This window comes from Laceyella putida, assembly GCF_042665195.1.
GTDB classification, from domain to species: Bacteria; Bacillota; Bacilli; order Thermoactinomycetales; family Thermoactinomycetaceae; genus Laceyella; species Laceyella putida.
In genome coordinates this window covers 39,643-61,607 of record NZ_JBHTBW010000031.1, presented here as the reverse complement: position 1 = coordinate 61,607, position 21,965 = coordinate 39,643, and the positions used below count along the sequence as shown (strand labels likewise).

The following is a 21,965-nucleotide window of genomic DNA, read 5'->3' as shown; positions in this document are numbered from 1 at the left end:
ACCGGCAAGGGCCATGAAGTGGGAGGGTTATGCTAATTTGACGGTGGCGAAGAAGATCAGCACGACCAACAGCAACAGGGAGATGTTGAGCAACATGATGTAGCGCTTGATGATGGTCTGCGCCTTCTCTGTTTCGATGCCACTGGTTTTCACTTGGTTGAGCGCTTTGCGGCCATAGATGACGACAAATAAAATGAACAAGATGACAACAACGCTGCCAAAACGCTCTTTGACTACCAGCCACAGCGGTTTTTCACCGCTTGTTTGAACAAGCATGTACAAACCGGTGAGCAATGCCAAGATGGAGCTGGGCATAAACATGGTCATATTCCAGCGTTGGGCGCGGTCCAAAGCGTGGGACATGGTTTCGATGTTGTTGGAGCGCGTCGCATCACGCAATACCATGGCCATCAGGCTGATGCCGCCAAACCAGGTTGCCACAAATAGGACGTGCAAAAATTTTACGATTAATCCTGCTGTCATAAAGAAAGGTCACTCCTTTGGGTCATTTGGTATAAGATCATTTCAGATGACAAACTATTTCACTCTCACGTAATAGCTCGCCAAATCTGGGCGGCTCGCGTCACCGCCGCGTCCGCCGTGCGCGCGTTTAAAGTGGTCGCTTTCCACCCATGCGCGGAAGGCTTCTTTGGATGCAAAAACGGTTTCCGCAATGACATGGGAGCCATCCTCCGCCTCCAATAAGCGAAACGAAAGGAATCCGGGAACCTGTTTCATCGATTCGGGCGCTTTGCCAAAACGCTCCCGCAACATCGCCAGATGCTCGGGGGATGTGATGTTGATCCGATTGTTCACCTGATACATGGAGAAACCTCCTCATCAATCCATTTTCCCTATCTACTATACCACTTTTTTGATGTAGGGAAGATAGGTGAAAATGGCGAATGAAGGCGCAATCAGGGAAAATAAGGAACTAGGTCGTTTTTTTCTGAATAAATCTATCAAATGGTACATTTATTTGAGGGGCGGTTAAAACAGGATTGCATTTGGTGTAGGTTTTCCTGATGTGTTATGATTTTTTTGACAATGGCAGCGAACATTGCCCTAAAGAGGGAAAACGTTGGCGATGTGACGGGAAAGCCATTTTGCGAGAGCCCTGCGGATGACTGGCAGGATGTTGGATAGGGAAAAAATCTATTCGCCGATTTAAAGGAGTCCATTTAAGATGATCAAAGTGAATGAGTTGGTGAAAAAGTACGGCGGCCAAGAGGTGGTCAAGCGCCTTTCCTTTTCTGTGCGGGAAGGGGAGATTTTTGGTCTGTTGGGACCCAACGGGGCGGGCAAGACGACCACCATGGAGATGATTGAGGGATTGCGCACCCCTGATGGGGGCACGATTGAGATCAACGGCATTGACGCGATCAAGCATCGCCAAAAGGTGAAACAGTGGATTGGTGTGCAATTGCAGTCAACCGCCTTGTTTGATCATTTGACGGTTAAAGAAAGCCTTCGTTTATACGGAAGTTTTTATGCCCGTGTCCGTCCATTGCATGAAATGTTGACGGCGTTTCAATTGGAAGAGAAAGAGAAGACGTTAGTGAAGCATTTGTCCGGGGGGCAGAGGCAACGGTTGGCGATTGCGTTGGCGGTGATTCACGATCCGAAAGTAATCTTTTTGGATGAACCGACCACCGGACTGGACCCCCAAGCGCGACGAAGTTTGTGGGAGATTGTATTCCGATTGCGCGAAGAGGGACGTACCGTCTTTCTGTCGACACACTATATGGAAGAAGCGGAAGTGTTGTGTGACCGCATTGGCATCATGGATCAAGGGCGGTTGATTGACCTGGACACGCCGGCTGGGCTGATCCGTCAATTGACGGCGGAGAGCCGCATTGAATTTGTCCTGAATGATATGACCCGGTTGCCCTGGTTGGAGCGATTGCCCGAAGTGAAGTTCGTGGAGCATGCGGAGCGGGAAGTAACACTACATACCGATCAGTTAGAGACCAGTTTGAGCGAATTGGTCACGTGGGCAAAGGAGAATGATGTGCCGCTGATCGGCTTGCGCACACGTTCGGCGACTTTGGAAGATGTTTTTTTAGCGAGAACAGGAAAGAGGTTGAACTCATAAATGAACGCATATACCCAGCTGGTTTGGGCGCAGTTGTTGCTGTTTGCCCGCAATAAGAATGTGATGATCTGGTCGCTCTTTTTGCCCGTGTTTATGATGTTTGCCTTGGGTACACTGATCGGGGACAACGGCAATCAATTTTCTTTGTCGCTCGGTGTGGCCGATCAGGATCGAACGCCCGCCTCAAGCCGGTTCATCTCCAGCGTGAAGCAGTTGAAAGGCATGCATGTGGTGGACGGCACGGAGCAAAAGGGCAAACAGGATTTGAAGCGGGGGCAAGCCGATATCCTGCTTGTGATCAAACGAGGATTCTCCGCGCAGCTCGCTTCGGGTGAGCCGGCAGGTGCCGCTAAGCAGATCAGCATCTACTATGATCCCGCTCAGCAGGCGACAGCGTCCATCGGATTGTCGCTTCTGGAACAGGTCATTGATCAATATAACAAAGAAAGAGTGGGATTTAAGCCGGTGATCCAGGCCGAACGGATCACGGTCAACAGCCACCCGCTGTCATATGTGGATTTTTTGGTGCCCGGCATTTTGTCGCTGATGATCATGAGCACCAACCTCAATGGCGTGGCCGGGACGATCTCCTCCTGGCGCGAACGGGGCATTTTGCGGCGCATGCAGGGAACCCCGCTGTCCAGTGCCACGTTTATCGCCGGTCAGATGACCGCACGGATTTTGTTTAACACCGTGCAAGCCTTGGTGGTGTTGCTGGTGGCCTACTTGGCGTTTGATGTGCATGTATATGGGGCTTGGTGGGTCTTGATCTTGTTTATTTTGTTGGGTACCTTTACTTTTATGTCCATCGGTTTTATCGTCGCGAGCCTGGCTAAAACACCGGAAAGCGCTTCGCCCATCGCGGGATTGATCTCGTTTCCGATGATGTTTGTCGGCGGGATTTTCTTCCCGATTCGGGAGTTGCCGGAGCTGCTTCAGCCATTGGTGAAGGCGATACCGATCGGATATCTGACCGATGCGTTGCGCGGCGTGATGAATGAAGGCATGGACTTGGGGGATCTCAGTACCCCTCTGTTGGTATTGCTCGCATGGGCGGTCGGTTCGTTTATCGTGGCCGCGGCTACTTTTCGTTGGGATGTGAAATAGGTGATTTGGGGTATTGGAACAGATATTGTCGAGTTGGCGCGGATAGAGCGGTTTGGCTGTGAACGGTTGGCCAAGCGGATATTGACGGCAGAGGAATGGGCGAAGATGCCTGAGCATCCGCGCCGGAGCCTGGAATATGTGGCGGGCCGATTCGCCGCCAAAGAAGCGATTTCCAAAGCGTTGGGGACAGGCATTGGCGGCGCTTGTTCTTTTCAGGATATTGAAGTGATGAATGATGGGCAAGGGAAGCCCTTTGTATCGTTGGCGGGAATGGTGAGCGAATGGGTGCTTCACGGCCAGCCGGTCGCGGTGCATTTATCCATCTCGCACAGTGAGCATTACGCGCAGGCGATGGCTGTGATTGAGAAAGTGGACGAAGCATAACTCCTCAAGTGAAGACATAGATATATAACGCGGTTAGGAGGGACAAACGTGTATCTGGTAACCGCAGAAGAAATGCGCATGCTGGATCGCTATACTATCACCAAAGGTGGCATTCCGGGCATCATCCTGATGGAGCAGGCAGGCAAGGCGGTAGCCGAGGAAATCATGGCGCGCCAGCCTTCACCGGGTCGTGCTGTGATTTTGGGTGGGACTGGCCATAATGGCGGGGATGGTTGGGTGGCTGCCCGCCATCTTCTCTATCGAGGTTGGACGGTTTTGCTGTGGCGGTTGGGGAAAGAAGAGAAAATCGTACCCGACGCCAAAGTGTTCTATGAAGCTTGCAGCCGGCATGTGCCGGTACGGGGTTGTGACTCCACCCAGCTTCCGGAGTTGGAGCGCGACTTGCGGTCAGCCGATGTGATTGTCGATGCGATGCTGGGCACAGGGGCCAAAGGGGAGTTGCGTCAAACGGTGGCGGAAGTGGTGACATTGGTCAACGCGGTCGACAGGGCGAGGGTGGTGGCGGTTGATCTGCCGACAGGGGTGGACGCCGATACAGGCGCCGTCAGCACCATGGCTGTCAAGGCGGATGTGACGGTGACGTTTCAGTATCCAAAGTGGGGCCATTATTTGCGTCCGGGCACAGACTTTTGCGGTGAAGTCATCGTGCGGGAGATCGGCCTTACCCCCCCTTCCCTCGGAGCGACGCCCGTGCCCCGGGCAAGGCTGAATGATCCTGAGTTATGGCATGAATATTGCGTAAGGCGTGATCCATGGGCCCATAAAGGCACCTACGGACATTTGCTGGTGATCGGTGGAGCGCGGGGGATGCTTGGCGCCGTGGCGATGGCAGGAGAAGCGGCTTACCGGATGGGAACGGGATTGGTTACGCTGACCGTGCCGGAATCAGAGCGGTTGGCGCTTGCGGCGAAAGTGACCCAAGCCATGGTATGGAGCTGGCCTGGCGACGGCGTGTTTGCCGCAGGGAGTGTGGCGGCCTTCAGGGAAACGCCCCGCCGCTTTTCCGCATTGGCCGTTGGACCGGGGCTGGGCCGCTTTGCGGGAGAAGAGGCATGGATGGCGCAACTGCTGGAACAGGCCGACCTTCCCCTTGTATTGGATGCCGATGCCTGCAACATCTTGGCTGATTATTCCGGGTTGCTCCCACTTGTCCGCGCCCGCAAACAGGCGACGATATTCACCCCGCACCCGGGGGAGATGGCCCGATTGATGCGACTGCCGGTAAAGGGAGTGGAGGAGAATCGGCCCCTTGTGGCGCGGAAATTGGCAGAACGGCTGCAAGCGATCATTGTGCTGAAAGGGAGATATACCCTGATCGCTTTCCCTGATGGGCGATGCCTTCTCAATCCGACAGGGGGGCCGGCGTTGGCCAAAGCGGGTTCCGGCGACCTGTTGACGGGAATGATCGGAGCGCTGTTGGCGCAAGGGGTCCCGGCGGAGAAAGCGGTGCCGATGGCTGTTTTTGTACATGGTCGTGCGGGAGAAATGACCGGCATGCAAGAACACAGTGTGATGGTGACGGACTTATGCCAAGCGATTCCTGTAGTGATAGACCAACTGGTTGACTGAAAAACTGTCCCCTACTAACCGACACATTTCCCGGGAAATTGACGAAAGGGAGGATCTTATGTGTCGGAAAGCCTGGCTGAGTTTGATTGTGATTGCGTTGGCATTAAGCATGGCGGGTTGTGGCACCAAAGACGCCAAAGATGTCGTGAGCGATTTGTCTCAACGCTCTGAGGAGATGGAGTCTTATATCAGTCATGGGAAGATGACCATCCAATCCGGCAAGGAACCACAAGAATACGATATCGAAGTGTGGTATAAGAAACCGCATTTTTTCCGCGTTGCGATTAAGAACATAAAGAAAGATGTCACTCAAATCCTGTTGCGCAACGAACAAGGCGTATATGTGCTGACACCGCATTTGAAAAAGAGTTTTCGCTTTCAAAGCGATTGGCCTTATTCGGGCGGACAGGTCTATCTATACCAAACAGTGATTCAAAGCATCATCGATGACAATGAGCGCATCTTCAAGGCGGGCAATAAGGAATATCAATTTGAAGTGGTGGCGAAATACCCGTTCAACCAACACGCCCACAAACAACGCATTTGGTTTGATCATCGACTGAATCCGCAAAAAGTGGCGGTGTTGGGAGAGACGAATGAAGAGTTGATCAAAGTGGAGTTTGACCGGTTTGAAGAAGATGCTTCGTTTGACAATGATGCCTTTGACATGCAGCGGAACTTGGAGAAGATTCCCCAAGGTGACAAGACTTCCTTGGCTGCCATAGCCAAACCATCCGCCAAACAGGCGGAAGTGGAAACGGTGCTGCCGGAATACGTTCCGCAAGGAAGCCATTTGCAAAGTGAACAGACCATCCAGACACCACAGGGGCCCGTCGTCGTTATGCGGTTTAAAGGAGACAAATCATTCACGTTGACGGAACGGCACCCACAAGCGTTGGAAGCGGGGCTGCCCTTGATGGGCAAACCGGTCGAATTGGCCGGCACGGTTGGCGTGCTGCTGGAAATGGGGGAGAGAAAGCGGCTGACTTGGACCGAAGATGGGGTCGACTATGAATTAATTGGCAATCTGCCGGTGGATGAACTGGTGCAAATCGCCAACTCTACGTATAATCAACCATCCAAATAATGAAGCAAATGGACTGCCGCCTTGAGGTTGTCCATTTTTTTGTCAGTATTCCTTGCAATTCTCTGGTATAATACTGTTTAGTTGTGGAAATGACATGCTTAAGAGGATGAGGTTGAAGAATGGCGAAACAGTCGCTGATCGTGGAGAAGTCCAAGTATCCAACGTTACTGTATCGTAAGAACCGTTTGCTCAGGCTGCTGGAATCGGGTGTTTTTGCGCTTGAACTGCTGATTGTGTTAAGCGTTTTTCCATTTCGTAGCCCGGGATTCATTGCTGGAATGATTCTATCTGCCATTCTTGCGATTCTCATCGTGCCCGCGTTGTACTTGTGGTGGGCGAAGCCAAGCTATGAGCTATACCAGGATCGCTTGCTTGTCAAAGTGGGCGGGAAAGAAGAAAGCATTTGGTTGCATGAGATAGAGAAAGAATACGACTTGCCGTATATGATCAGAGTCAAAGGGAAACGAATTCCACTCTTGGTCAGTGATTCGTTTCTGGAAGAAATAAATGCCCGGCTGGAAGTGGTGCGACGTGGTTGGAAGAAGTCTTGATTGGATCTATGGTCGAAATACGTGGATTGAAGTAGATATTGAAGCGATTATGAATAACGTCAGAGAGTTTCGGCGTTATTTGCCGCAAGATACCAAGGTCATGGCCGTCGTCAAAGCCAATGCCTACGGCCATGGTTCGGTGCCCGTGGCCCGTGCGGCCTTAGAAGCCGGCGCAAGCCATTTGGCAGTCGCTTTTGTCGATGAAGGAGTGGAACTTCGCCAGGCAGGAATAGAAGCGCCGATCCTGGTGTTGGGATACACGCCCCCACATGCCGTCCCTTATGCCCTGCAGCACCGTTTGACGCTTACCGTTTACCGACCCGAGAGCTTGCCGGAGGTGGAGCGGGAAGCGGCTCGCTTGGGGATGGTGGCGCAGGTGCATATCAAAGTGGATACCGGAATGGGCCGGTTGGGGTTATCGCCTGAGGAGGTTCAACCCTTTCTTGCACAAATGGCGAACCTTCCACATGTGGAAGCGGAAGGGATTTTCACCCACTACGCGACGGCGGACGAAGCGGACGAAGCGTATGCGCGCTTTCAATTGGAACTGTTTACCGAAGTGGTCCGACAAGCGAGGACACAACATGCCATCCCCCTCGCTCACATCGCCAACAGCGCCGGAGCGATTCAATTAGCAGAGGGCGCGTTCGATATGGTGCGCATTGGCATCAGTTTGTACGGCTTCTATCCGTCCGCGGAAGTGGACAAAAAAACCGTTGCCTTGCGACCCGCCCTTTCGTTGAAAACCCGCATTGCCCATGTGAAACGGCCTCCGCGCGGCATGGGGGTAAGTTATGGCAAGACTTACACCGTGTCCGGGGAAGAATGGATTGCCGTCCTGCCGATTGGCTATGCGGATGGAATCAACCGCCACCTATCCAACTCAGGGCAGGTGCTGGTAAAGGGAAAACGGGTCCCCATTGTGGGAAGAGTCTGCATGGATCAGTTAATGATCGATGTGACGGACGTGATGCCCGTTGAGGTGGGGGACGAGGTGGTCATCTATGGAGAACAGCTCGGGGAGCGGATTTCCGTGGATGAAGTGGCTGAGCGACTGAAGACGATTCACTATGAAGTGGTTTGCAATTTGAGTCAGCGATTGCCCCGTTTTTATGTGAAAAAGGGTGAAACCGTTGACTTTATTAACCGTCTTCAATACCATCCACCTGAATAGAAGAACAATCGGGGCTGGACAAGCGTGAACAATTTTAGTATTACAATTGAAAGAGAAGGAATTTAAATGAAGGGGACGAATACATTTAACTATGTCTGTTCGATTCCTTCTCTTTTGAGCTCATATAGCTTATAAATAAGTATATTTTTGCAACATCCACGACATAATGGTAGTATTGATTGGGAGATGCTTACGGTGATGATTGGTTGGGGGTGCTTCATTTGTCCGGTACAAAGAGAATTATGATCAGCCTGCCAACAAATTTGCTTCAAGAAGTAGATGGTATGGTGGCGAGGGATAATTCCAATCGCAGCGAATTTATTCGCCAAGCGATGAAAATGTATCTCCAAGAGCGGAAAAAACGTCTCATCCGCGAAATGATGCAAAGAGGCTATATGGAAATGGCTCGCATCAATCTCAACATCGCTTCTGAAGCATTTGTAGCGGAAGAAGAGGCTGAAGATACTTTGGATCGATTAGTTAGCGGGGTGTAACTGATTTGATTGTCAAGCGTGGCGATGTGTATTTCGCAGATCTTTCCCCTGTGGTCGGATCCGAACAGGGTGGGGTTCGGCCTGTCTTAGTGATACAAAATGATATTGGGAATCGGTTTAGCCCCACCGTTATCGTCGCCGCGATTACAGCCCAAATCCAAAAGGCCAAGTTACCTACGCATGTGGAAATCGATGCCAAGGCGTATGGATTTGACCGTGATTCTGTTATTTTGTTAGAACAAATCCGGACCATCGATAAACAGAGATTGACCGATAAAATCACGCATCTCGATGATGAGATGATGAATCGAGTCAATGAAGCGTTGATGATTAGCTTGGGTATGATTGATTTTTGATAGGGAATGGTATGTGATGCCATTCTCTTTTTTTGTTGAGCTTATTCAATTCTGTGTCCTTCTGTGATATTTTAAATTTGAAAAAGAGGCTCATAACAATCAGGTTCTAATAGATTGCTTTTGAATATTGGAGCAATTCAATCGGGCTCTAGCAAGGAGAACTTTCATATGGACATTCATCTGAAAAAGCTATATGAGAAGCTGCTCGCTTCCTATATGACGGATCCCAAGGAAGACCATCTTTATAGTGCGCAACAGTTGAGTAAGTGGTTTATGGAGAAACGCGTCTCACCGGAAGAGGTAATCAATGTTCATATCGGTTCGATCAAGCGAATGATACCGGACCTGCCCAAAGAGGTGAAAGCCTCGTTGGAAATGTTGCTGGAGGTAATGGTCGGGTATGGTGTGGCTTATCAAGAGCGGGAGCAACTGATGAGTCGGCAACGCGAATTGGAGAACGAAATTGAAGTGGCGGCAGGCCTGCAACAAACGTTATTGCCGCAATCACCCCCCACGCTTCAGAGTGTGGATATCGGGGTGGTCAGTGTGGCATCCAAGCAGATGAGCGGAGACTATTACAACTTTGTCGATCACGGGATGCAACAGTTGGGCGTGGCCATTGCCGATATCGTGGGCAAAGGGATTCCCGCCGCCTTGTGTATGTCGATGATTAAATATACGATGGATCGCCTGGATGCCAAATCCCTCTCACCGGGGGAGATATTGCGGGATCTGAACACGATCGTGGAACGCAATGTTTTGCCGAGCATGTTTATCACCATGATCTATGGGGTATATGATACGTTGAATCATCAGTTTCGTTATGCGACAGCTGGGCATGAACCTGGACTCATCTATTCTGCCAAAGAAGATCGCTTTACCAGCTTGGAGACCAAAGGGTTGGTGCTGGGTGTCCTGCGGGATATTGAATACCCGGAATATGTGGCCGACCTGAAACCGCAAGATGCGATCATCCTGTTTACCGATGGGGTGACGGAAGCGAGAGTCGAAGGGCAGTTTATTGAGAGAGAGACGATCAAAAGCATGATTCGTGATCATATGCACTTGCCTGCCCAACAAGCAGTGGAAGCCATTCATCAGAAATTATACGAGATGACTAACTATATAATGAGAGACGATCAAACCATTTTAATGATCAAACGCGTCGATTGATCGAGCTAGGCAGGAGGGGAAGAGAAATGAATTTGAGCGTCCAAGAAAAGATAGAGAACGAAAAAGAGATCACTTTTGTTGTTTCAGGGGAAATCGATGTGTATACAGCACCCAAACTGCGGGAAAAATTGTTACCACGCTGTCAGGACGGGACGAAGATCACCATTGACTTTACAGATGTGGAATATATCGACAGCACAGGGCTGAGTGTGCTGATTGGTGCTTATAAAGCACAAGGCCAAACGGGTGGCAAATTGATTTTGACTGGTATGAATGCTCGTTTGCAGCGTATTTTTAGGATTACTAATTTAAATGTGATCATGCTCGAAGAAAAAGTGCAGGAGGATGGCCGACAATGAGTGAAAAACCCTTAGATTTGGTGAATTTGACAATTCCAGCCAAGCCGGACTATGTGGGAATAGCCCGGCTGGCCGTTTCCGGAATTGCCAATCGCATGGGTTTCTCATATGACGATATCGAAGATCTGAAATTGGCAGTTTCCGAAGCGTGCACCAATGCCGTAGACCATGCTTATTGTGGCGGCGACGGGGAAATCGAAGTCAGTTGCAATATCTTCCCCAACCGGCTGGAAATCGAAGTGGTTGACCGCGGAAACAGTTTTAACATTGACGAGATCGAGAAGCGTACAGGCCCGATCCAGGTGGGACCGACGATGAACGCGCTTCGTGAAAGAGGGTTGGGTGTCTTTCTGATGCGGTCTCTGATGGATCATGTTGATATCAAGGGAGACAATGGTGTCATTGTGACGATGACCAAGTATATCCGAAAGGACGTGGTGGAGTCACATGTCAAGTCGTCCACATCCTTCTACACTAACCGATGAGCAGGTGTTTGACCTGATAGAGAGATTCCAAGAGGATGGGGATGCAGAGGCTCAATCGGTTTTGGTTGCACACTACCGTGAGCTGGTGGAGACGTTAGCCTTTAAATTTGCCCATGGATCAGAGCCATATGAAGATCTCGTTCAAGTGGGGATGATTGGGTTAATTGCTTCATTGAAGCGATTTAATCCCGAGTATGGACGGAGTTTTGAAAGTTTTGCTGTACCGACGATCGTGGGTGAAATCAAGCGCCATATTCGTGACAAGACATGGAGTGTGCACGTGCCACGGCGCATCAAGGAATTGGGGCCACGAATCAAGACGGCGGTCGAAGAGCTGACGACCAAACTGCAGCGTTCCCCGCAGGTACAGGAGATTGCGGAATACCTCGGAGTCTCGGAAGAAGAAGTGCTGGAGACGATGGAAATGGGACGGAGCTACAATGCCGTTTCCGTCGACAGTCCAATCGAAGCTACCAATGACGGAAGCCAAATTACCTTGCTTGATTTGGTGGGAACGGAAGATAGCGGATATGAACAAATTGACCGCAAGATGCTATTGGATAAAATCTTTACTGTACTAACGGATCGGGAACAAGAGATCCTGCGTCTCACCTTTTTTGAGAATCTCAGCCAAAAACAGGTTGGGGACCAACTGGGAATCTCCCAGATGCATGTCTCCCGCCTGCAACGCAGGGCCCTTGCGAAGTTGCGGCAGGCGATTCGCATGGAGCCGTCTGAAGTGATAGGATAAGAGAGGGAAAGGTGTATCGGATCGTGAGCGGCAGGCGATTCGGTACACCTTTCGTCGTTCTGGGTTGTTTGCGGATCAACACGAACCTTTCACATAAAATTCTTCGATATTTTGGTAGAATTTCGTTATCTTTATATATTGGGGGAAGAATTTTCCTCAAGTGGTTGATGGTCAGGAAAGAAGGGTTGAATATGAATCAACAACAGATGTTCCAACTGATTGCCACCGAGTTGGAAGTGAAGCCGACACAGGTGAAAGCGGCGGTTGAATTAATGGAAGAAGGCAATACGATTCCCTTTATCGCTCGCTACCGCAAAGAGCGCACAGGGGAATTGGATGAAGAGAAATTAAGGGAGATTGAAGAACGTTATCACTATCTGACTCAACTCCACCAACGCAAAGAAGAAGTGATTCGCCTGATTGATGAGCAGGGCAAGCTGACGGAAGAGCTGCAACAAAAAATCATGCAGTCCACCAAGTTGCAAGAGGTGGAGGATTTATATCTCCCTTATCGTCCGAAACGGAAGACACGGGCTTCCATTGCGCGGGAAAAAGGGTTGGAACCGCTGGCGCGCCTCATGGCAGAGTCCACCCAAGTCGAGTCCATCCAAGCGGCGGCGATAGAGTGTGTGGATGAGGAAAAAGGGGTGCCGTCGAGCGACGCCGCTTTGCAAGGGGCCATGGATATCTTGGCGGAAGAGCTTTCCGAAGATGCCGAGATTCGCAAATGGGTGCGGGAGTACACCTGGAAACACGGCTTGCTTGTGTCCAAGGCCAAAGATGCGGAAGCGCGCTCCGTATATGAGATGTATTATGATTACAGCGAACCTGTACATAAAATGCCGTCGCATCGGATTTTGGCGGTGAACCGCGGGGAGCGGGAAGAAGTGTTGAAAGTGAAGATCGAGGTGAATGAGGAAAAGATTTTTCTCCGTTTGGCCAAATGGTTCACGATCCCGGCCCATGATTACTTGACCCAAGTGGTTCAAGACAGTTATAAGCGCCTCATTGCCCCGTCGATTGAGCGGGAAGTGCGGGCGCAGATGACAGAGTATGCGGAAGAACAAGCGATACGCATTTTTGCCGAGAACTTGCGCCATTTGCTGCTCCAGCCGCCGGTAAGGGGCAAGATGGTATTGGGGGTGGATCCCGCTTATCGGACAGGCTGCAAATGGGCGGTGGTTGACGACACCGGCAAAATGTTGGAAGTGGGAGTGATCTATCCGACTCCGCCGCAACAGAAAGTCGCTGAAGCGAAGGCGGAAGTGCTCTCCCTGCTCGACAAGTATCCGATTGATATCATCACCATTGGGAACGGAACGGCTTCCCGCGAGACCGAAGCCTTTATCGCCGATGTGATCAAAGAGGCGAAACGGCCTGTCTATTATATTATCGTCAATGAGGCGGGGGCCAGTGTCTACTCCGCTTCCAAAATAGCGAAGGAAGAATTTCCTGACCTCGACGCGGCCCGCCGCAGTGCCGTGTCGATTGCGCGGCGTCTGCAAGACCCGTTGGCCGAATTGGTGAAAATCGATCCCAAATCGGTGGGGGTCGGCCAATATCAACACGATGTATCGCAAAAGCATTTAAGTGAAAGCTTAACCCAAGTTGTGGAATCCGCCGTCAACTATGTGGGGGTGGATGTGAATACCGCTTCGCCATCCCTGTTGTCCTACGTGTCGGGGATCAGTGCTTCCGTGGCCAAAAACATTGTGAAGCGCCGGGAAGAAGTGGGCCGTTTTACCACGCGGGAAGCCTTAAAAGAGGTGCCGCGTTTGGGAGCCAAAACGTATGAGCAGTGCATCGGCTTTTTGCGGATTCACGATGGGGATAATCCGCTTGATCAAACGCCGATTCACCCGGAGTCCTATCCGGTGGTGGGGCAATTGTTAGCCGAGCTGGGATTGGCGTCGGAACAAATCGGCAGTGACGGTTGCAAGGAGCGGCTCAAACAGGTGGATGTGGAAAGCATGGCCGATCGATTGGGCTGTGGTGTGCCGACGTTAAGGGACATTATTGAAGCTCTGTTGCGCCCAGGCCGTGACCCGCGCGATGAACTGCCAAAGCCTCTCTTGCGCTCCGATGTGTTGAAGCTCGAAGACTTGCATGTGGGGATGCAGCTGCAAGGCACGGTCCGAAACGTCGTGGACTTTGGCGCCTTTGTGGACATCGGCTTGAAGAATGATGGATTAGTTCATATCTCGCGCATGAGCGAACGGTTTGTCAAGAATCCGATGGATGTCGTAACCGTCGGCGACATTGTAGATGTCTGGGTATTTAACGTGGATGTGGAACGGGAGAGGGTTGGGCTCAGCATGGTGCCGGTCAAGCCCGGCGACGAAGAAGGAAAATGATGGTGGGAAGCTACTGATCGCGTATCAGTAGCTTTTTTGTTAGGGCAGACTAAGGGACAGCCGTTATCCGACCTTACGGGTGAGCGGATGGAGATGATTCATTTGTTCTGGGGACGGGTATGTGAATAGTGATGAAAACGAAAAGGTGGGATAACCATGAAACGTTCCCCTCTTCCCTTCTTCTGTTGCGTGTTGGCGATGATCTTCCTCTGTTCCTTCAGCGCCGTGGCCGAGGCGAAAACCGTTTATCCGTTGCAATTGAAAGCGGGCACCCCCTCCGTTTGGACCCAATGGCGGACACTGCCTGCGGGTGATTTAAAGGTGTCCATCGATAACAAAGGGCCCGGGCCCATTCATTTTTATGTGTTGACGCATTGTGGCCATCTTGAGTGCCCCACCCTGGTGAGCGGTGAGGTGAAGGCGGGGGAACATCTCCGGATTGAGATTCCGCATCCGTCCGGAAAATACATGTTTAAGTTGGATAATGATGAAAAACTCTCTTCTTTTGCTGATGCCGTGTTTAGTCAGGAATCACCAAAGATGGCGCCATGACTTATTCCTGTCCGCTGGGGTGAGCTGGAAGGGATGCGGATGACCCCAGCCTTCCTGATCGCGGTTCAGCTGTTCCCGTGGTTGAGGCGGTAGTGGAACCAGCAATGGTTCAACAACAGAATCTGCCGACGATCTTTGGTGTAAAAGGCATGCATCAGTTGTTTGATCAACCAGCTCGGCATTCTTTCTTCCTCCCTTAAAGCAAACGGATATGTTAATCTATGTGATAGGAAAGTTGTCCGTGTCAGGAGAGATGACCTTGACAGATGCAGAATTGCAAGAATGGGTGGAGGAGCTGTCCTTGACCCGTTTCGGGAAGGCGTTTCGGCACGAAGCCCGGTTTAACCCGCGCTTGAAGACGACGGGTGGGCGTTACCGCTTGGATGATCACCGGATTGAGATGAATCCAAAGTATTTGCCTTATGGGCGAGAGGTTTTTGGTAAAATCATTTTGCATGAATTATGTCATTACCACTTGCACTTGGAAGGAAAAGGGTATCGGCATCGGGATCGGGAGTTCAAGTCGCTTCTCAAAGCGGTTGGCGGCTTGCGTTATGCGCCGGGACTGCCTGGGCAAGCGAAGCCGGCCTATGTGATCACTTGCCTGGCATGCGGGAAACGCACCGTCCGGCAACGAAAGATGCAAGTGGAACGCTATCGTTGCGGTCTGTGCCAAGGCATGTTAAAGCAAGAGCGAATGGAAGGCTAACCTATCACACGAAGGGAATGACATCCATGGCGATGACGCTGGAAGATTGGTTTGCGAAAGGCATGACGTATGAAGAGTATGTGGACAGCATGCAAGTGAATCGCGCTGAATTGCTGTCCATTTATGAGCGAGTCACCTTGTCCGAAGAGGAAAAATTGTTTTTTGCGCAGGGACAAGTTGAGCCATGGCGCGTGATCGTGCTAACCGCGGACTGGTGTGGCGATGCCCTGTTATGCGTGCCCATCGTGAAACGGATTGCGGAAAGCGCCGGCATGGAGATGCGCTTCCTGATCCGGGACGAAAACCTGGAACTGATGGACCAATATTTGACCAACGGCACTTCCCGCTCCATTCCCATCTTTATTTTTATTGATGAAGCGGGGGTGGAACGGGCGGTATGGGGACCGCGTTCTCCCGAGGTGCAGGCGTTGGTCGACGAGATGCGCCGGGAGCTGCCGTCGAAGGAAGATCCCGCGTTTGAAGAGAAACAGCGGGCGATGTATAAGGGATTCCGCGCCCGCCTGACTACGGATCGGGAGCTTTGGCAAACGGTGATCAACAGTGTCCGGGAGCGGATCGGTTCGGCTTGAAAGGCAAGCCTCATGGGGGATTGATTGGAGTTTGCCGACCCGAGTCTGGGGTTCGACAAGGGCTTTTTATGGAAGCTAATACGTAAGGGGATGAGGCGATGGCTGATCTGAAAATTGGCTTCATTGGCTTGGGAATCATGGGAAGATCGATGTCACGCAATTTGCGCCAAGCGGGTTATGACGTGACGGTATGGAACCGGACGGCGGCGAAGATGGCGGAGGCCGAAGCGGAATGGGGGGCCAAAACGGCCGCTTCGCCCAAAGAGGTGGCGGCCCATAGCGATGTGGTGATCACCATGGTTGGTGATACGCCCGATGTGAAAGAAGTGGTTGCGGGGGAAGAAGGAGTCTTGGCAGGAGCCCGTCCCGGAACGGTCTTGATCGATATGAGCACCATTTCCCCTGAAGCGACACGAGAGCTGGCTGGACTGGCGCAAGAGAAAGGCGTGGCGATGCTGGATGCGCCTGTCAGCGGCGGGGATGTCGGTGCGCGGAATGGCACGCTCTCCATCATGGTGGGGGGCGAAGAAGAGGTACTGGGCAAGGTGCGTCCCATCCTGGAAGTGATGGGCAAGACGATCGTTCACTGCGGCCCGATTGGCGCGGGCCAAACGGTGAAGGCGTGCAACCAGATTTTGTGCGGGCTGAATCTGTTGGGCATGGTAGAAGCGTTGGCGTTTGCCAAGAAAGCGGGTGTCGACCTGGAGAAAATGATCCAGGTGACCTCACAGGGGGCGGGCGGCTCTTGGGCGTTGTCCAACTACGGTCCCCGTGTGATCAAAGGCGATTTGGACCCGGGCTTTTCGGTCCGCTTCCAACAGAAAGACTTGCGGATCGTGTTGCATGAAGCGGAACGGATGGAGCTGCCTCTGTTGGGTACGGCCACGGTCCAGCAATTGTTGCGTTCCGTTCAGGCGCACGGCGGCAATGAGGATGGCACCCAATCGTTGATCCGGGTGATGGAACAGTTGGGCAATTTGGATATTACGCCAAAAACATAAAGAAGCGAAAGGCGAAAACACCCTCTGATGATGATGGAGGGTGTTTTTTGTTGAAATGGTTTTCTAAAAACCGATATATTTGGCGGCCATGTTTTTTGCCAAGGCCGTATCCGTAGTGCCTTGGACGAGGATGCGCCCATCCGGAAAAATGGCCAGGCGATGCTGCTCATCGATCTGCACACGCAACATAAACGGATTGCGCTCAGCGGCTCCCACTTGGCCCAAACGTTCAGCCAGGCGGTCCAAATCCAAGGCCACGTGGCGTCCCAAGGAGATTTGGACGGAATGGCGACCGCACAAGGAGATTTCTTGCGTCTCTTTATCCGCCGGATCGAGATAATCCCATTGCCTTAATCCGCAACACGGACAGTGGGGGTTTTTTTGGGCGGACACTTGCAAGGCCTGCGCTTGATTGTGCCAAAGGTCGACATGGCGCATCCGCGTTTCCAGCGCATCTTCCGCCCCACTTAATATTTTCATCGCTTCCACCGCCTGATAAGCGGCGATCACATGGATAATCGGGCCGATGACCCCGGCGGTGTCGCATGTTTCCGTGGTGCCGGGAGCCGGGGCTTCAGGAAATAAGCAGCGGAGGCAAGGTGTAATCCCCGGACGAATGGTGTAACTCATGCCACGCGCACTCACCGCGCCGCCATAGATCCAAGGAATGCCGTGCTTGATGCTTAGGTCATTGATCAGATAGCGCACTTGGAAATTGTCCGAACCATCCAGGATCAGGTCGACATCTGTCAACAACGCCTCCGCATTCTTCCAAGTCAGATCGGTGACGTGGGCTTCCAAGGTGACAGTGGAGTTGATCGCCCGCAGTTTCTGTTCCGCGGCGATGGCTTTGGGCATGAAGCCATTGGCGTCCGCCTCGTCAAACAGCATCTGCCGTTGAAGATTGCTCTCTTCGACAAAATCGCGGTCAATCAGGCGCAACATCCCCACTCCGGCACGGGCCATATGATTGGCGAGGGCTGTGCCGAGCGCCCCCAAGCCGACGATGGCCACCCGTGCGCGGGAGAGTTTTTCTTGTCCGGTTAAGCCGAGGGGAGTGAATAAAATCTGACGCGAATAGCGGTTCATCTCTGTAGTCATCAGTGGAAACTCCTCCTTTTAACCAAATTATAGCTGATTTTGCGTGAAATCTGACCGAATAAGAATGAATTTCTGCTTTGTGGGGAAGGGTTAAACAAGGAGGTGGATGATATAGTGGAGAAAACGAGGTATTATGTCACGGTCGATATCGGGCCGCGAGCGGGCGAAATCCGTGAAACGCTGGAAGTGAATGATCCGAATTATGACTTTGAGATTGAAGCGACACGGGAAGAGATCGAACGTTTGGAAAAACTGTTCAACGAAGTGGGAGATACTGACTTTTCCACTTTTGTTTTGGCGCATATCCCTTTTTTGAATAATGAACGCAAGGAAAATGTGACGGAAGACCAGAAGATCCAGGAAATCTATCGGATGATTTATCAACTGGGGACACCCGCGACCAAGGAGCGGATGAAGGAAGCCGGTTTGGTGCATTAGGGTGTCCGGCATCTCCACCAAACAAATGAAACACAATGGAAGGCGAAAATCGGTTGTAACCGCTTACGCACGGACAGTTCCCCTTCGCAAGTGAAAATGCTTTTGTTATACTTAGGCTGAGAAGAGCTCCTCAATCCGAGGGGCAAACACTTATCCAAAATAAAAAGAATGTTCGGAGGGGAACGTTCAAAATGAATCAATCACAATTCAATAATGGAGCGAACAGCGCTGTTGCCACGCGCACCAATTCCATGCTGTCTCGCGTATTTTTCTTGATGTTTTTGGGTTTGACCATGACCGCAATCATCGCGTACGTTCTGGGAACAAATCAAGAAGTTGTGCAAGCGCTCTTGCAAAATTCCGGCGTGTTCTGGGGCATCTGGGTTGTGCAACTGGTTCTCGTCTTCGGCTTGTCGGCCTTGATCAACCGCATTAACTCATTTGTGGCCAACATTGCTTTTTTCCTGTACGCGGCCGTGACCGGCGTCAGCTTCTCCGTGTTAATGGTTTTCTTTAGCTTGGATTCGATTGCCGGGGCCTTCTTCATCACGGCAGGCATGTTCGGAATCAGCGCGTTGATCGGCTATACCACCAAAATGGACCTGTCGCGCATCGGCTTCTTCGCATTGATGCTGGTGTTGGGCCTGATCTTGGCGTCGCTGGTGAACATCTTCTTCCTGAAGAGCGGAATGATCGAACTCATCATTTCCTATGCGATGGTGATCCTGTTTACGATCGTCACCGCCTTTGACATGCAGAACATCAAGCATATGAGCCAAATGAACCTGGATGAGGAAACCTTGAACAAGTACGCGATCTATGGTGCGTTGATGCTGTACATCGACTTCATCATGATCTTCAGAAACTTGCTCACCATCCTGAACGATGACTGATATGCCAAAAATCCCTTCGCCAGCGCGGAGGGATTTTTTGATGAAAAAGTTCTTGACTCCGATTCATCTCCATGCTAAATTATTAATTGTCACTGCTCCCGATGCGGTGACAAAAAGAAAAAAAGCAATTCGGCATAAGAAGTTCTTGCAAAATGAAATCAAGCGTGCTAAAATAAAAAGCGTCGCTGATAATTTTAAAATATTCCTCAGTAGCTCAATGGCAGAGCAACCGGCTGTTAACCGGTAGGTTGTAGGTTCGAGTCCTACCTGAGGAGCCAACGCGGAGAGATACTCAAGAGGCCGAAGAGGACGGTTTGCTAAACCGTTAGGGGGCTATAAAGCCCCGCGAGGGTTCGAATCCCTCTCTCTCCGCCATTATCATGCCTATATGGCCCGTTGGTGAAGCGGTTTAACACACCAGCCTTTCACGCTGGCATGCAGGGGTTCGAATCCCCTACGGGTCACTATCATGGACGCTTAGCTCAGCTGGGAGAGCATCTGCCTTACAAGCAGAGGGTCGGCGGTTCGATCCCGTCAGCGTCCACCATGAACTTCATATTGCGGAGCTGTGGTGTAGAGGCCTAACATGCCTGCCTGTCACGCAGGAGATCGCGGGTTCGAATCCCGTCAGCTCCGCCATTTTCTTCTTGGCGGCCGTGGCGAAGTGGTTAACGCACCGGATTGTGGCTCCGGCATTCGAGGGTTCGATTCCCTCCGGTCGCCCCACGCTGGGGAATAGCCAAGTGGTAAGGCAACGGACTTTGACTCCGTGATGCGTAGGTTCGAACCCTACTTCCCCAGCCAATTTACTTTTATGAGCCATTAGCTCAGTTGGTAGAGCACCTGACTTTTAATCAGGGTGTCGAAGGTTCGAGTCCTTCATGGCTCACCAAATTGAATCGTGAAGTGTAGCGAGGATGACAAGTGTGGCAGACTCGCTTTGATTGCATAGAGGACTGGGGTTCAGTTAGAGAACGCCGTTTTTTTTATATCTTAAAACGCCTCACTGTTGGGATGACGCCAACCGGTGGGGCGTTTTTTAGAACTGGGGAATCCGTCGATTTTCTGTCGCTCCGATATGGCATAATAAATAGGATGGTGGATTGACAGCCACGTTTTTAGCCCGGAAAAAAGCGAGTGAATGGAAGACACAAGATGTCAGGTGATTCATGTGAAAACGATGGAACATTTCATGGAGCTGCGGTACAGATTGCGGTCGGTCGCCAACCACCATTCGATCTATGTCAGCTTGGATGAATTGGCGAACATCCTCTATTGTTCCACACGCAATGTGAAACGGATTTTGAAAAACATGGAGGATGAAGGGCTGATTTATTGGAAACCGGGTGGAGGGCGCGGAAATCGATCCAAGTTGTTGTTCAGGAAGTCATTGGAGGAAATGCTCCCATCGCATATCCATGCTTTGGTGGATCGCGGGGAGTACAGGCAAGCGATTCGTTGGCTCAAACGGGAGGGCATCCCCGGCCATGTGCGTGAGCGATGTTACAAATATGTGCTGAGAGAACTGAGTTTCCCCCGAATCGACGTGAGCGAAATGGATCAGTTGAACCGAAATCGGCCAGCGGCCATTACTCCGGCCATCATCTCGACGAGTACGGGAAGATGGTTTTTTGTGGACGGGGGGCAGGGGCGCAAGCGAGATAAATAGCGACTTGAAGAGGAACCCGGCTTCTCCGAAGAGGCCGGGTTGGTCATTTGCGTTTGTTAGCGGGTTATTCCCGGTTGATGAGAGGGGCGATGCGATCGATGCGGTTGGTCCAGATACCGCCGGAATAGCCGTCAGGCAGTCGTTTGAGGTCTTCGGCCGTATCAAAGCCGCTGGAAAAGCCGCCGCCATCAATCACCAGGATCGTGCGGGTGTCGACCTGATCCATGCGGCTGAGAAAACGGTGGGGCCAACCCCAGAGCCATGGTGCCACATTTTCCGGGATTTGAAGTTGGGTGTGTTTGCAGGCTTCGGGGACGATGCCTGTCCAGCCGATGGCGATGTAGGGGAGCAGGCAGGCCTTCATTGAATCTACGGACATGGTGCGCAGCTGGGGAAGTTGTTTCTCCAGTGCCGCGATGGGCTCATTCCCACCGTAAACCGTGATGAGATGCAGGCGGTCAGCGGGCAAGGAAGCTAGCCTCTGCGCCAGTTTGGTCCCTTCATCGGGGTCATTGCTTTTCACATGGATGAGCAACGATCGATCGGGAAAAGCTGACAACACTTCATCAAGCGATGGCATGAGTCCCACTCCCTTGCCGCGGAACGGAAAGGTTTTGCCGCCATCAGCAGTGTACCCATACCCGATGTCCAGCTTTTTCAATTCGGCCAAGGTATGATCACGCGTCACACCGGTGCCATTGGTGCGGCAATCGAGTGTCCAGTCATGAAAGACGGCGAACTGGTTATCCTTGGTGATATGGACATCCAGCTCCACCATGTCGGCCCCTGCCGCAAAGGCGGCGCGCATGGACGGCAATGTGTTCTCCAGATAGGGATGTTCAGGCGGATAGATCCGTTCCGCTGTGCACGTGTCATTGGTCAGGCCTTCCATATGAAACGTTTGGCCAAGTCCGCGGTGGGCCATTAGCCATGGCTTGTCATCGGGCGGCTGGACCAAGAGAGAGCTATTGTTAAGATACACGAATGCGAGCAGGGCGAGAATGACCCAGAACCGCTTGCGTTTGAATAGTCGTTTCATCTTGTCAACCCTC

General features: G+C 51.7%; 26 protein-coding genes and 8 tRNA genes. 29 read left to right on the top strand and 5 right to left on the bottom strand.

Going from position 1 to position 21,965, the window contains the following annotated elements; translation table 11 throughout:
• Positions 1–27: 27 nt before the first annotated feature.
• Positions 28–483 (bottom strand): DUF2269 family protein, encoded by a 456-nt coding sequence (locus ACFQNG_RS10895; protein WP_379864961.1) that lies wholly within the window; start codon positions 481–483, stop codon positions 28–30.
• A 54-nt stretch (positions 484–537) separates the two neighbouring features.
• Positions 538–825: an antibiotic biosynthesis monooxygenase family protein gene (locus tag ACFQNG_RS10890; protein ID WP_379864959.1), complete on the bottom strand. Its 288-nt coding sequence runs from the start codon at positions 823–825 to the stop codon at positions 538–540.
• Positions 826–1,186: 361 nt separating this feature from the next.
• Between ACFQNG_RS10890 and ACFQNG_RS10885 the strand changes: the two genes are divergently transcribed.
• The 15 genes from ACFQNG_RS10885 to ACFQNG_RS10815 all read left to right on the top strand — a co-directional run bounded on the left by ACFQNG_RS10885 (position 1,187) and on the right by ACFQNG_RS10815 (position 14,512).
• On the top strand, positions 1,187–2,095 hold the full coding sequence (locus tag ACFQNG_RS10885; protein ID WP_379864958.1) for an ABC transporter ATP-binding protein: 909 nt from the start codon (positions 1,187–1,189) through the stop codon (positions 2,093–2,095).
• On the top strand, positions 2,096–3,202 hold the full coding sequence (locus ACFQNG_RS10880) for an ABC transporter permease (RefSeq protein ID WP_379864957.1): 1,107 nt from the start codon (positions 2,096–2,098) through the stop codon (positions 3,200–3,202).
• Complete coding sequence (acpS, locus tag ACFQNG_RS10875) at positions 3,203–3,586, top strand: holo-ACP synthase (protein WP_379864955.1); 384 nt, start codon at positions 3,203–3,205, stop codon at positions 3,584–3,586. It abuts the gene before it with no gap.
• 48 nt (positions 3,587–3,634) lie between these two features.
• Positions 3,635–5,176 (top strand): NAD(P)H-hydrate dehydratase, encoded by a 1,542-nt coding sequence (locus ACFQNG_RS10870; RefSeq protein WP_379864954.1) that lies wholly within the window; start codon positions 3,635–3,637, stop codon positions 5,174–5,176.
• Positions 5,177–5,234: 58 nt separating this feature from the next.
• Entirely contained in the window at positions 5,235–6,263 is a 1,029-nt protein-coding gene (locus tag ACFQNG_RS10865) for a LolA family protein (RefSeq protein ID WP_379864952.1), read from the top strand.
• Positions 6,264–6,382: 119 nt separating this feature from the next.
• A complete protein-coding gene (locus ACFQNG_RS10860) occupies positions 6,383–6,814 on the top strand; it encodes a hypothetical protein (protein ID WP_379864951.1) in 432 nt (143 codons plus the stop codon).
• On the top strand, positions 6,795–7,988 hold the full coding sequence (gene alr, locus ACFQNG_RS10855) for an alanine racemase (RefSeq protein ID WP_379864949.1): 1,194 nt from the start codon (positions 6,795–6,797) through the stop codon (positions 7,986–7,988). Before ACFQNG_RS10860 ends, alr begins: the two co-directional genes overlap by 20 nt.
• A gap of 242 nt (positions 7,989–8,230) precedes the next feature.
• A complete protein-coding gene (locus tag ACFQNG_RS10850; protein WP_181735445.1) occupies positions 8,231–8,482 on the top strand; it encodes a CopG family ribbon-helix-helix protein in 252 nt (83 codons plus the stop codon).
• A gap of 5 nt (positions 8,483–8,487) precedes the next feature.
• A complete protein-coding gene (locus tag ACFQNG_RS10845; protein ID WP_054095634.1) occupies positions 8,488–8,838 on the top strand; it encodes a type II toxin-antitoxin system PemK/MazF family toxin in 351 nt (116 codons plus the stop codon).
• A gap of 168 nt (positions 8,839–9,006) precedes the next feature.
• The gene (locus ACFQNG_RS10840) at positions 9,007–10,011 is read left to right on the top strand and encodes a PP2C family protein-serine/threonine phosphatase (protein WP_379864948.1); all 1,005 of its coding nucleotides are present in this window, start codon (positions 9,007–9,009) and stop codon (positions 10,009–10,011) included.
• A gap of 26 nt (positions 10,012–10,037) precedes the next feature.
• A complete protein-coding gene (locus ACFQNG_RS10835) occupies positions 10,038–10,370 on the top strand; it encodes an STAS domain-containing protein (protein ID WP_379864947.1) in 333 nt (110 codons plus the stop codon).
• Positions 10,367–10,855 (top strand): anti-sigma B factor RsbW, encoded by a 489-nt coding sequence (rsbW, locus tag ACFQNG_RS10830; RefSeq protein WP_379864945.1) that lies wholly within the window; start codon positions 10,367–10,369, stop codon positions 10,853–10,855. The genes ACFQNG_RS10835 and rsbW overlap by 4 nt, the downstream gene beginning before the upstream one ends.
• A complete protein-coding gene (sigB, locus tag ACFQNG_RS10825) occupies positions 10,818–11,606 on the top strand; it encodes an RNA polymerase sigma factor SigB (protein WP_379864943.1) in 789 nt (262 codons plus the stop codon). The genes rsbW and sigB overlap by 38 nt, the downstream gene beginning before the upstream one ends.
• A gap of 191 nt (positions 11,607–11,797) precedes the next feature.
• Positions 11,798–13,960, top strand: a complete 2,163-nt coding sequence (locus tag ACFQNG_RS10820; RefSeq protein WP_379864942.1) for a Tex family protein — start codon at positions 11,798–11,800, stop codon at positions 13,958–13,960.
• Positions 13,961–14,116: 156 nt separating this feature from the next.
• Positions 14,117–14,512, top strand: a complete 396-nt coding sequence (locus tag ACFQNG_RS10815; RefSeq protein WP_379864940.1) for a cupredoxin domain-containing protein — start codon at positions 14,117–14,119, stop codon at positions 14,510–14,512.
• Positions 14,513–14,577: 65 nt separating this feature from the next.
• On the opposite strand, the gene cmpA is transcribed toward ACFQNG_RS10815, so the two are convergent.
• Positions 14,578–14,694 (bottom strand): cortex morphogenetic protein CmpA, encoded by a 117-nt coding sequence (cmpA, locus tag ACFQNG_RS10810; protein ID WP_379864938.1) that lies wholly within the window; start codon positions 14,692–14,694, stop codon positions 14,578–14,580.
• Positions 14,695–14,771: 77 nt separating this feature from the next.
• On the opposite strand from cmpA, the gene ACFQNG_RS10805 reads away from it, so the two are divergent.
• The 3 genes from ACFQNG_RS10805 (at position 14,772) to ACFQNG_RS10795 (ending at position 16,812) form a co-directional block, all read left to right on the top strand.
• Positions 14,772–15,221: a SprT family protein gene (locus ACFQNG_RS10805; RefSeq protein WP_379864935.1), complete on the top strand. Its 450-nt coding sequence runs from the start codon at positions 14,772–14,774 to the stop codon at positions 15,219–15,221.
• Between the two features lie 32 nt (positions 15,222–15,253).
• Positions 15,254–15,811, top strand: a complete 558-nt coding sequence (locus ACFQNG_RS10800) for a thioredoxin family protein (protein ID WP_379864981.1) — start codon at positions 15,254–15,256, stop codon at positions 15,809–15,811.
• Between the two features lie 98 nt (positions 15,812–15,909).
• The gene (locus ACFQNG_RS10795; RefSeq protein ID WP_379864933.1) at positions 15,910–16,812 is read left to right on the top strand and encodes an NAD(P)-dependent oxidoreductase; all 903 of its coding nucleotides are present in this window, start codon (positions 15,910–15,912) and stop codon (positions 16,810–16,812) included.
• Between the two features lie 63 nt (positions 16,813–16,875).
• Here ACFQNG_RS10795 and ACFQNG_RS10790 read toward each other — a convergent pair whose 3' ends face one another.
• The gene (locus ACFQNG_RS10790; protein WP_379864931.1) at positions 16,876–17,913 is read right to left on the bottom strand and encodes a ThiF family adenylyltransferase; all 1,038 of its coding nucleotides are present in this window, start codon (positions 17,911–17,913) and stop codon (positions 16,876–16,878) included.
• 114 nt (positions 17,914–18,027) lie between these two features.
• On the opposite strand from ACFQNG_RS10790, the gene ACFQNG_RS10785 reads away from it, so the two are divergent.
• The 11 genes from ACFQNG_RS10785 to ACFQNG_RS10735 all read left to right on the top strand — a co-directional run bounded on the left by ACFQNG_RS10785 (position 18,028) and on the right by ACFQNG_RS10735 (position 20,913).
• Positions 18,028–18,351, top strand: coding sequence for a hypothetical protein (locus ACFQNG_RS10785; protein ID WP_379864929.1), 324 nt, complete (start codon positions 18,028–18,030; stop codon positions 18,349–18,351).
• A gap of 191 nt (positions 18,352–18,542) precedes the next feature.
• Positions 18,543–19,244, top strand: a complete 702-nt coding sequence (locus tag ACFQNG_RS10780; protein WP_379864927.1) for a Bax inhibitor-1/YccA family protein — start codon at positions 18,543–18,545, stop codon at positions 19,242–19,244.
• A 203-nt stretch (positions 19,245–19,447) separates the two neighbouring features.
• Positions 19,448–19,522: transfer RNA gene (locus tag ACFQNG_RS10775), tRNA-Asn, on the top strand.
• A gap of 4 nt (positions 19,523–19,526) precedes the next feature.
• Positions 19,527–19,619: transfer RNA gene (locus ACFQNG_RS10770), tRNA-Ser, on the top strand.
• Positions 19,620–19,634: 15 nt separating this feature from the next.
• Positions 19,635–19,708: transfer RNA gene (locus tag ACFQNG_RS10765), tRNA-Glu, on the top strand.
• 7 nt (positions 19,709–19,715) lie between these two features.
• A tRNA-Val gene (locus tag ACFQNG_RS10760) sits at positions 19,716–19,791 on the top strand.
• Between the two features lie 15 nt (positions 19,792–19,806).
• Positions 19,807–19,883 (top strand) — tRNA-Asp (locus ACFQNG_RS10755).
• An 11-nt stretch (positions 19,884–19,894) separates the two neighbouring features.
• Positions 19,895–19,970 (top strand) — tRNA-His (locus tag ACFQNG_RS10750).
• 3 nt (positions 19,971–19,973) lie between these two features.
• Positions 19,974–20,048, top strand: a tRNA-Gln gene (locus tag ACFQNG_RS10745).
• A gap of 12 nt (positions 20,049–20,060) precedes the next feature.
• Positions 20,061–20,136, top strand: a tRNA-Lys gene (locus ACFQNG_RS10740).
• A 288-nt stretch (positions 20,137–20,424) separates the two neighbouring features.
• Complete coding sequence (locus ACFQNG_RS10735; RefSeq protein ID WP_379864979.1) at positions 20,425–20,913, top strand: SgrR family transcriptional regulator; 489 nt, start codon at positions 20,425–20,427, stop codon at positions 20,911–20,913.
• 64 nt (positions 20,914–20,977) lie between these two features.
• Here the strand turns inward: ACFQNG_RS10735 and ACFQNG_RS10730 are convergent, their stop codons facing one another.
• A complete protein-coding gene (locus tag ACFQNG_RS10730) occupies positions 20,978–21,952 on the bottom strand; it encodes a glycerophosphodiester phosphodiesterase family protein (protein ID WP_379864924.1) in 975 nt (324 codons plus the stop codon).
• Positions 21,953–21,965 lie beyond the last annotated feature (13 nt).

Excerpts from the sequence above, each read along its gene's own strand:
- ACFQNG_RS10895 (WP_379864961.1), bottom strand. The coding sequence starts at position 483 with ATGACAGCAGGATTAATCGTAAAATTTTTGCACGTCCTATTTGTGGCA.
- ACFQNG_RS10890 (WP_379864959.1), bottom strand. The coding sequence starts at position 825 with ATGTATCAGGTGAACAATCGGATCAACATCACATCCCCCGAGCATCTG.
- ACFQNG_RS10885 (WP_379864958.1), top strand. The coding sequence starts at position 1,187 with ATGATCAAAGTGAATGAGTTGGTGAAAAAGTACGGCGGCCAAGAGGTG.
- ACFQNG_RS10880 (WP_379864957.1), top strand. The coding sequence starts at position 2,096 with ATGAACGCATATACCCAGCTGGTTTGGGCGCAGTTGTTGCTGTTTGCC.
- ACFQNG_RS10865 (WP_379864952.1), top strand. The coding sequence starts at position 5,235 with ATGTGTCGGAAAGCCTGGCTGAGTTTGATTGTGATTGCGTTGGCATTA.
- ACFQNG_RS10860 (WP_379864951.1), top strand. The coding sequence starts at position 6,383 with ATGGCGAAACAGTCGCTGATCGTGGAGAAGTCCAAGTATCCAACGTTA.
- ACFQNG_RS10850 (WP_181735445.1), top strand. The coding sequence starts at position 8,231 with ATGATCAGCCTGCCAACAAATTTGCTTCAAGAAGTAGATGGTATGGTG.
- ACFQNG_RS10840 (WP_379864948.1), top strand. The coding sequence starts at position 9,007 with ATGGACATTCATCTGAAAAAGCTATATGAGAAGCTGCTCGCTTCCTAT.
- ACFQNG_RS10835 (WP_379864947.1), top strand. The coding sequence starts at position 10,038 with ATGAATTTGAGCGTCCAAGAAAAGATAGAGAACGAAAAAGAGATCACT.
- rsbW (WP_379864945.1), top strand. The coding sequence starts at position 10,367 with ATGAGTGAAAAACCCTTAGATTTGGTGAATTTGACAATTCCAGCCAAG.
- sigB (WP_379864943.1), top strand. The coding sequence starts at position 10,818 with ATGTCAAGTCGTCCACATCCTTCTACACTAACCGATGAGCAGGTGTTT.
- ACFQNG_RS10820 (WP_379864942.1), top strand. The coding sequence starts at position 11,798 with ATGAATCAACAACAGATGTTCCAACTGATTGCCACCGAGTTGGAAGTG.
- ACFQNG_RS10815 (WP_379864940.1), top strand. The coding sequence starts at position 14,117 with ATGAAACGTTCCCCTCTTCCCTTCTTCTGTTGCGTGTTGGCGATGATC.
- cmpA (WP_379864938.1), bottom strand. The coding sequence starts at position 14,694 with ATGCCGAGCTGGTTGATCAAACAACTGATGCATGCCTTTTACACCAAA.
- ACFQNG_RS10800 (WP_379864981.1), top strand. The coding sequence starts at position 15,254 with ATGACGCTGGAAGATTGGTTTGCGAAAGGCATGACGTATGAAGAGTAT.
- ACFQNG_RS10795 (WP_379864933.1), top strand. The coding sequence starts at position 15,910 with ATGGCTGATCTGAAAATTGGCTTCATTGGCTTGGGAATCATGGGAAGA.
- ACFQNG_RS10790 (WP_379864931.1), bottom strand. The coding sequence starts at position 17,913 with ATGACTACAGAGATGAACCGCTATTCGCGTCAGATTTTATTCACTCCC.
- ACFQNG_RS10780 (WP_379864927.1), top strand. The coding sequence starts at position 18,543 with ATGAATCAATCACAATTCAATAATGGAGCGAACAGCGCTGTTGCCACG.
- ACFQNG_RS10735 (WP_379864979.1), top strand. The coding sequence starts at position 20,425 with ATGGAACATTTCATGGAGCTGCGGTACAGATTGCGGTCGGTCGCCAAC.
- ACFQNG_RS10730 (WP_379864924.1), bottom strand. The coding sequence starts at position 21,952 with ATGAAACGACTATTCAAACGCAAGCGGTTCTGGGTCATTCTCGCCCTG.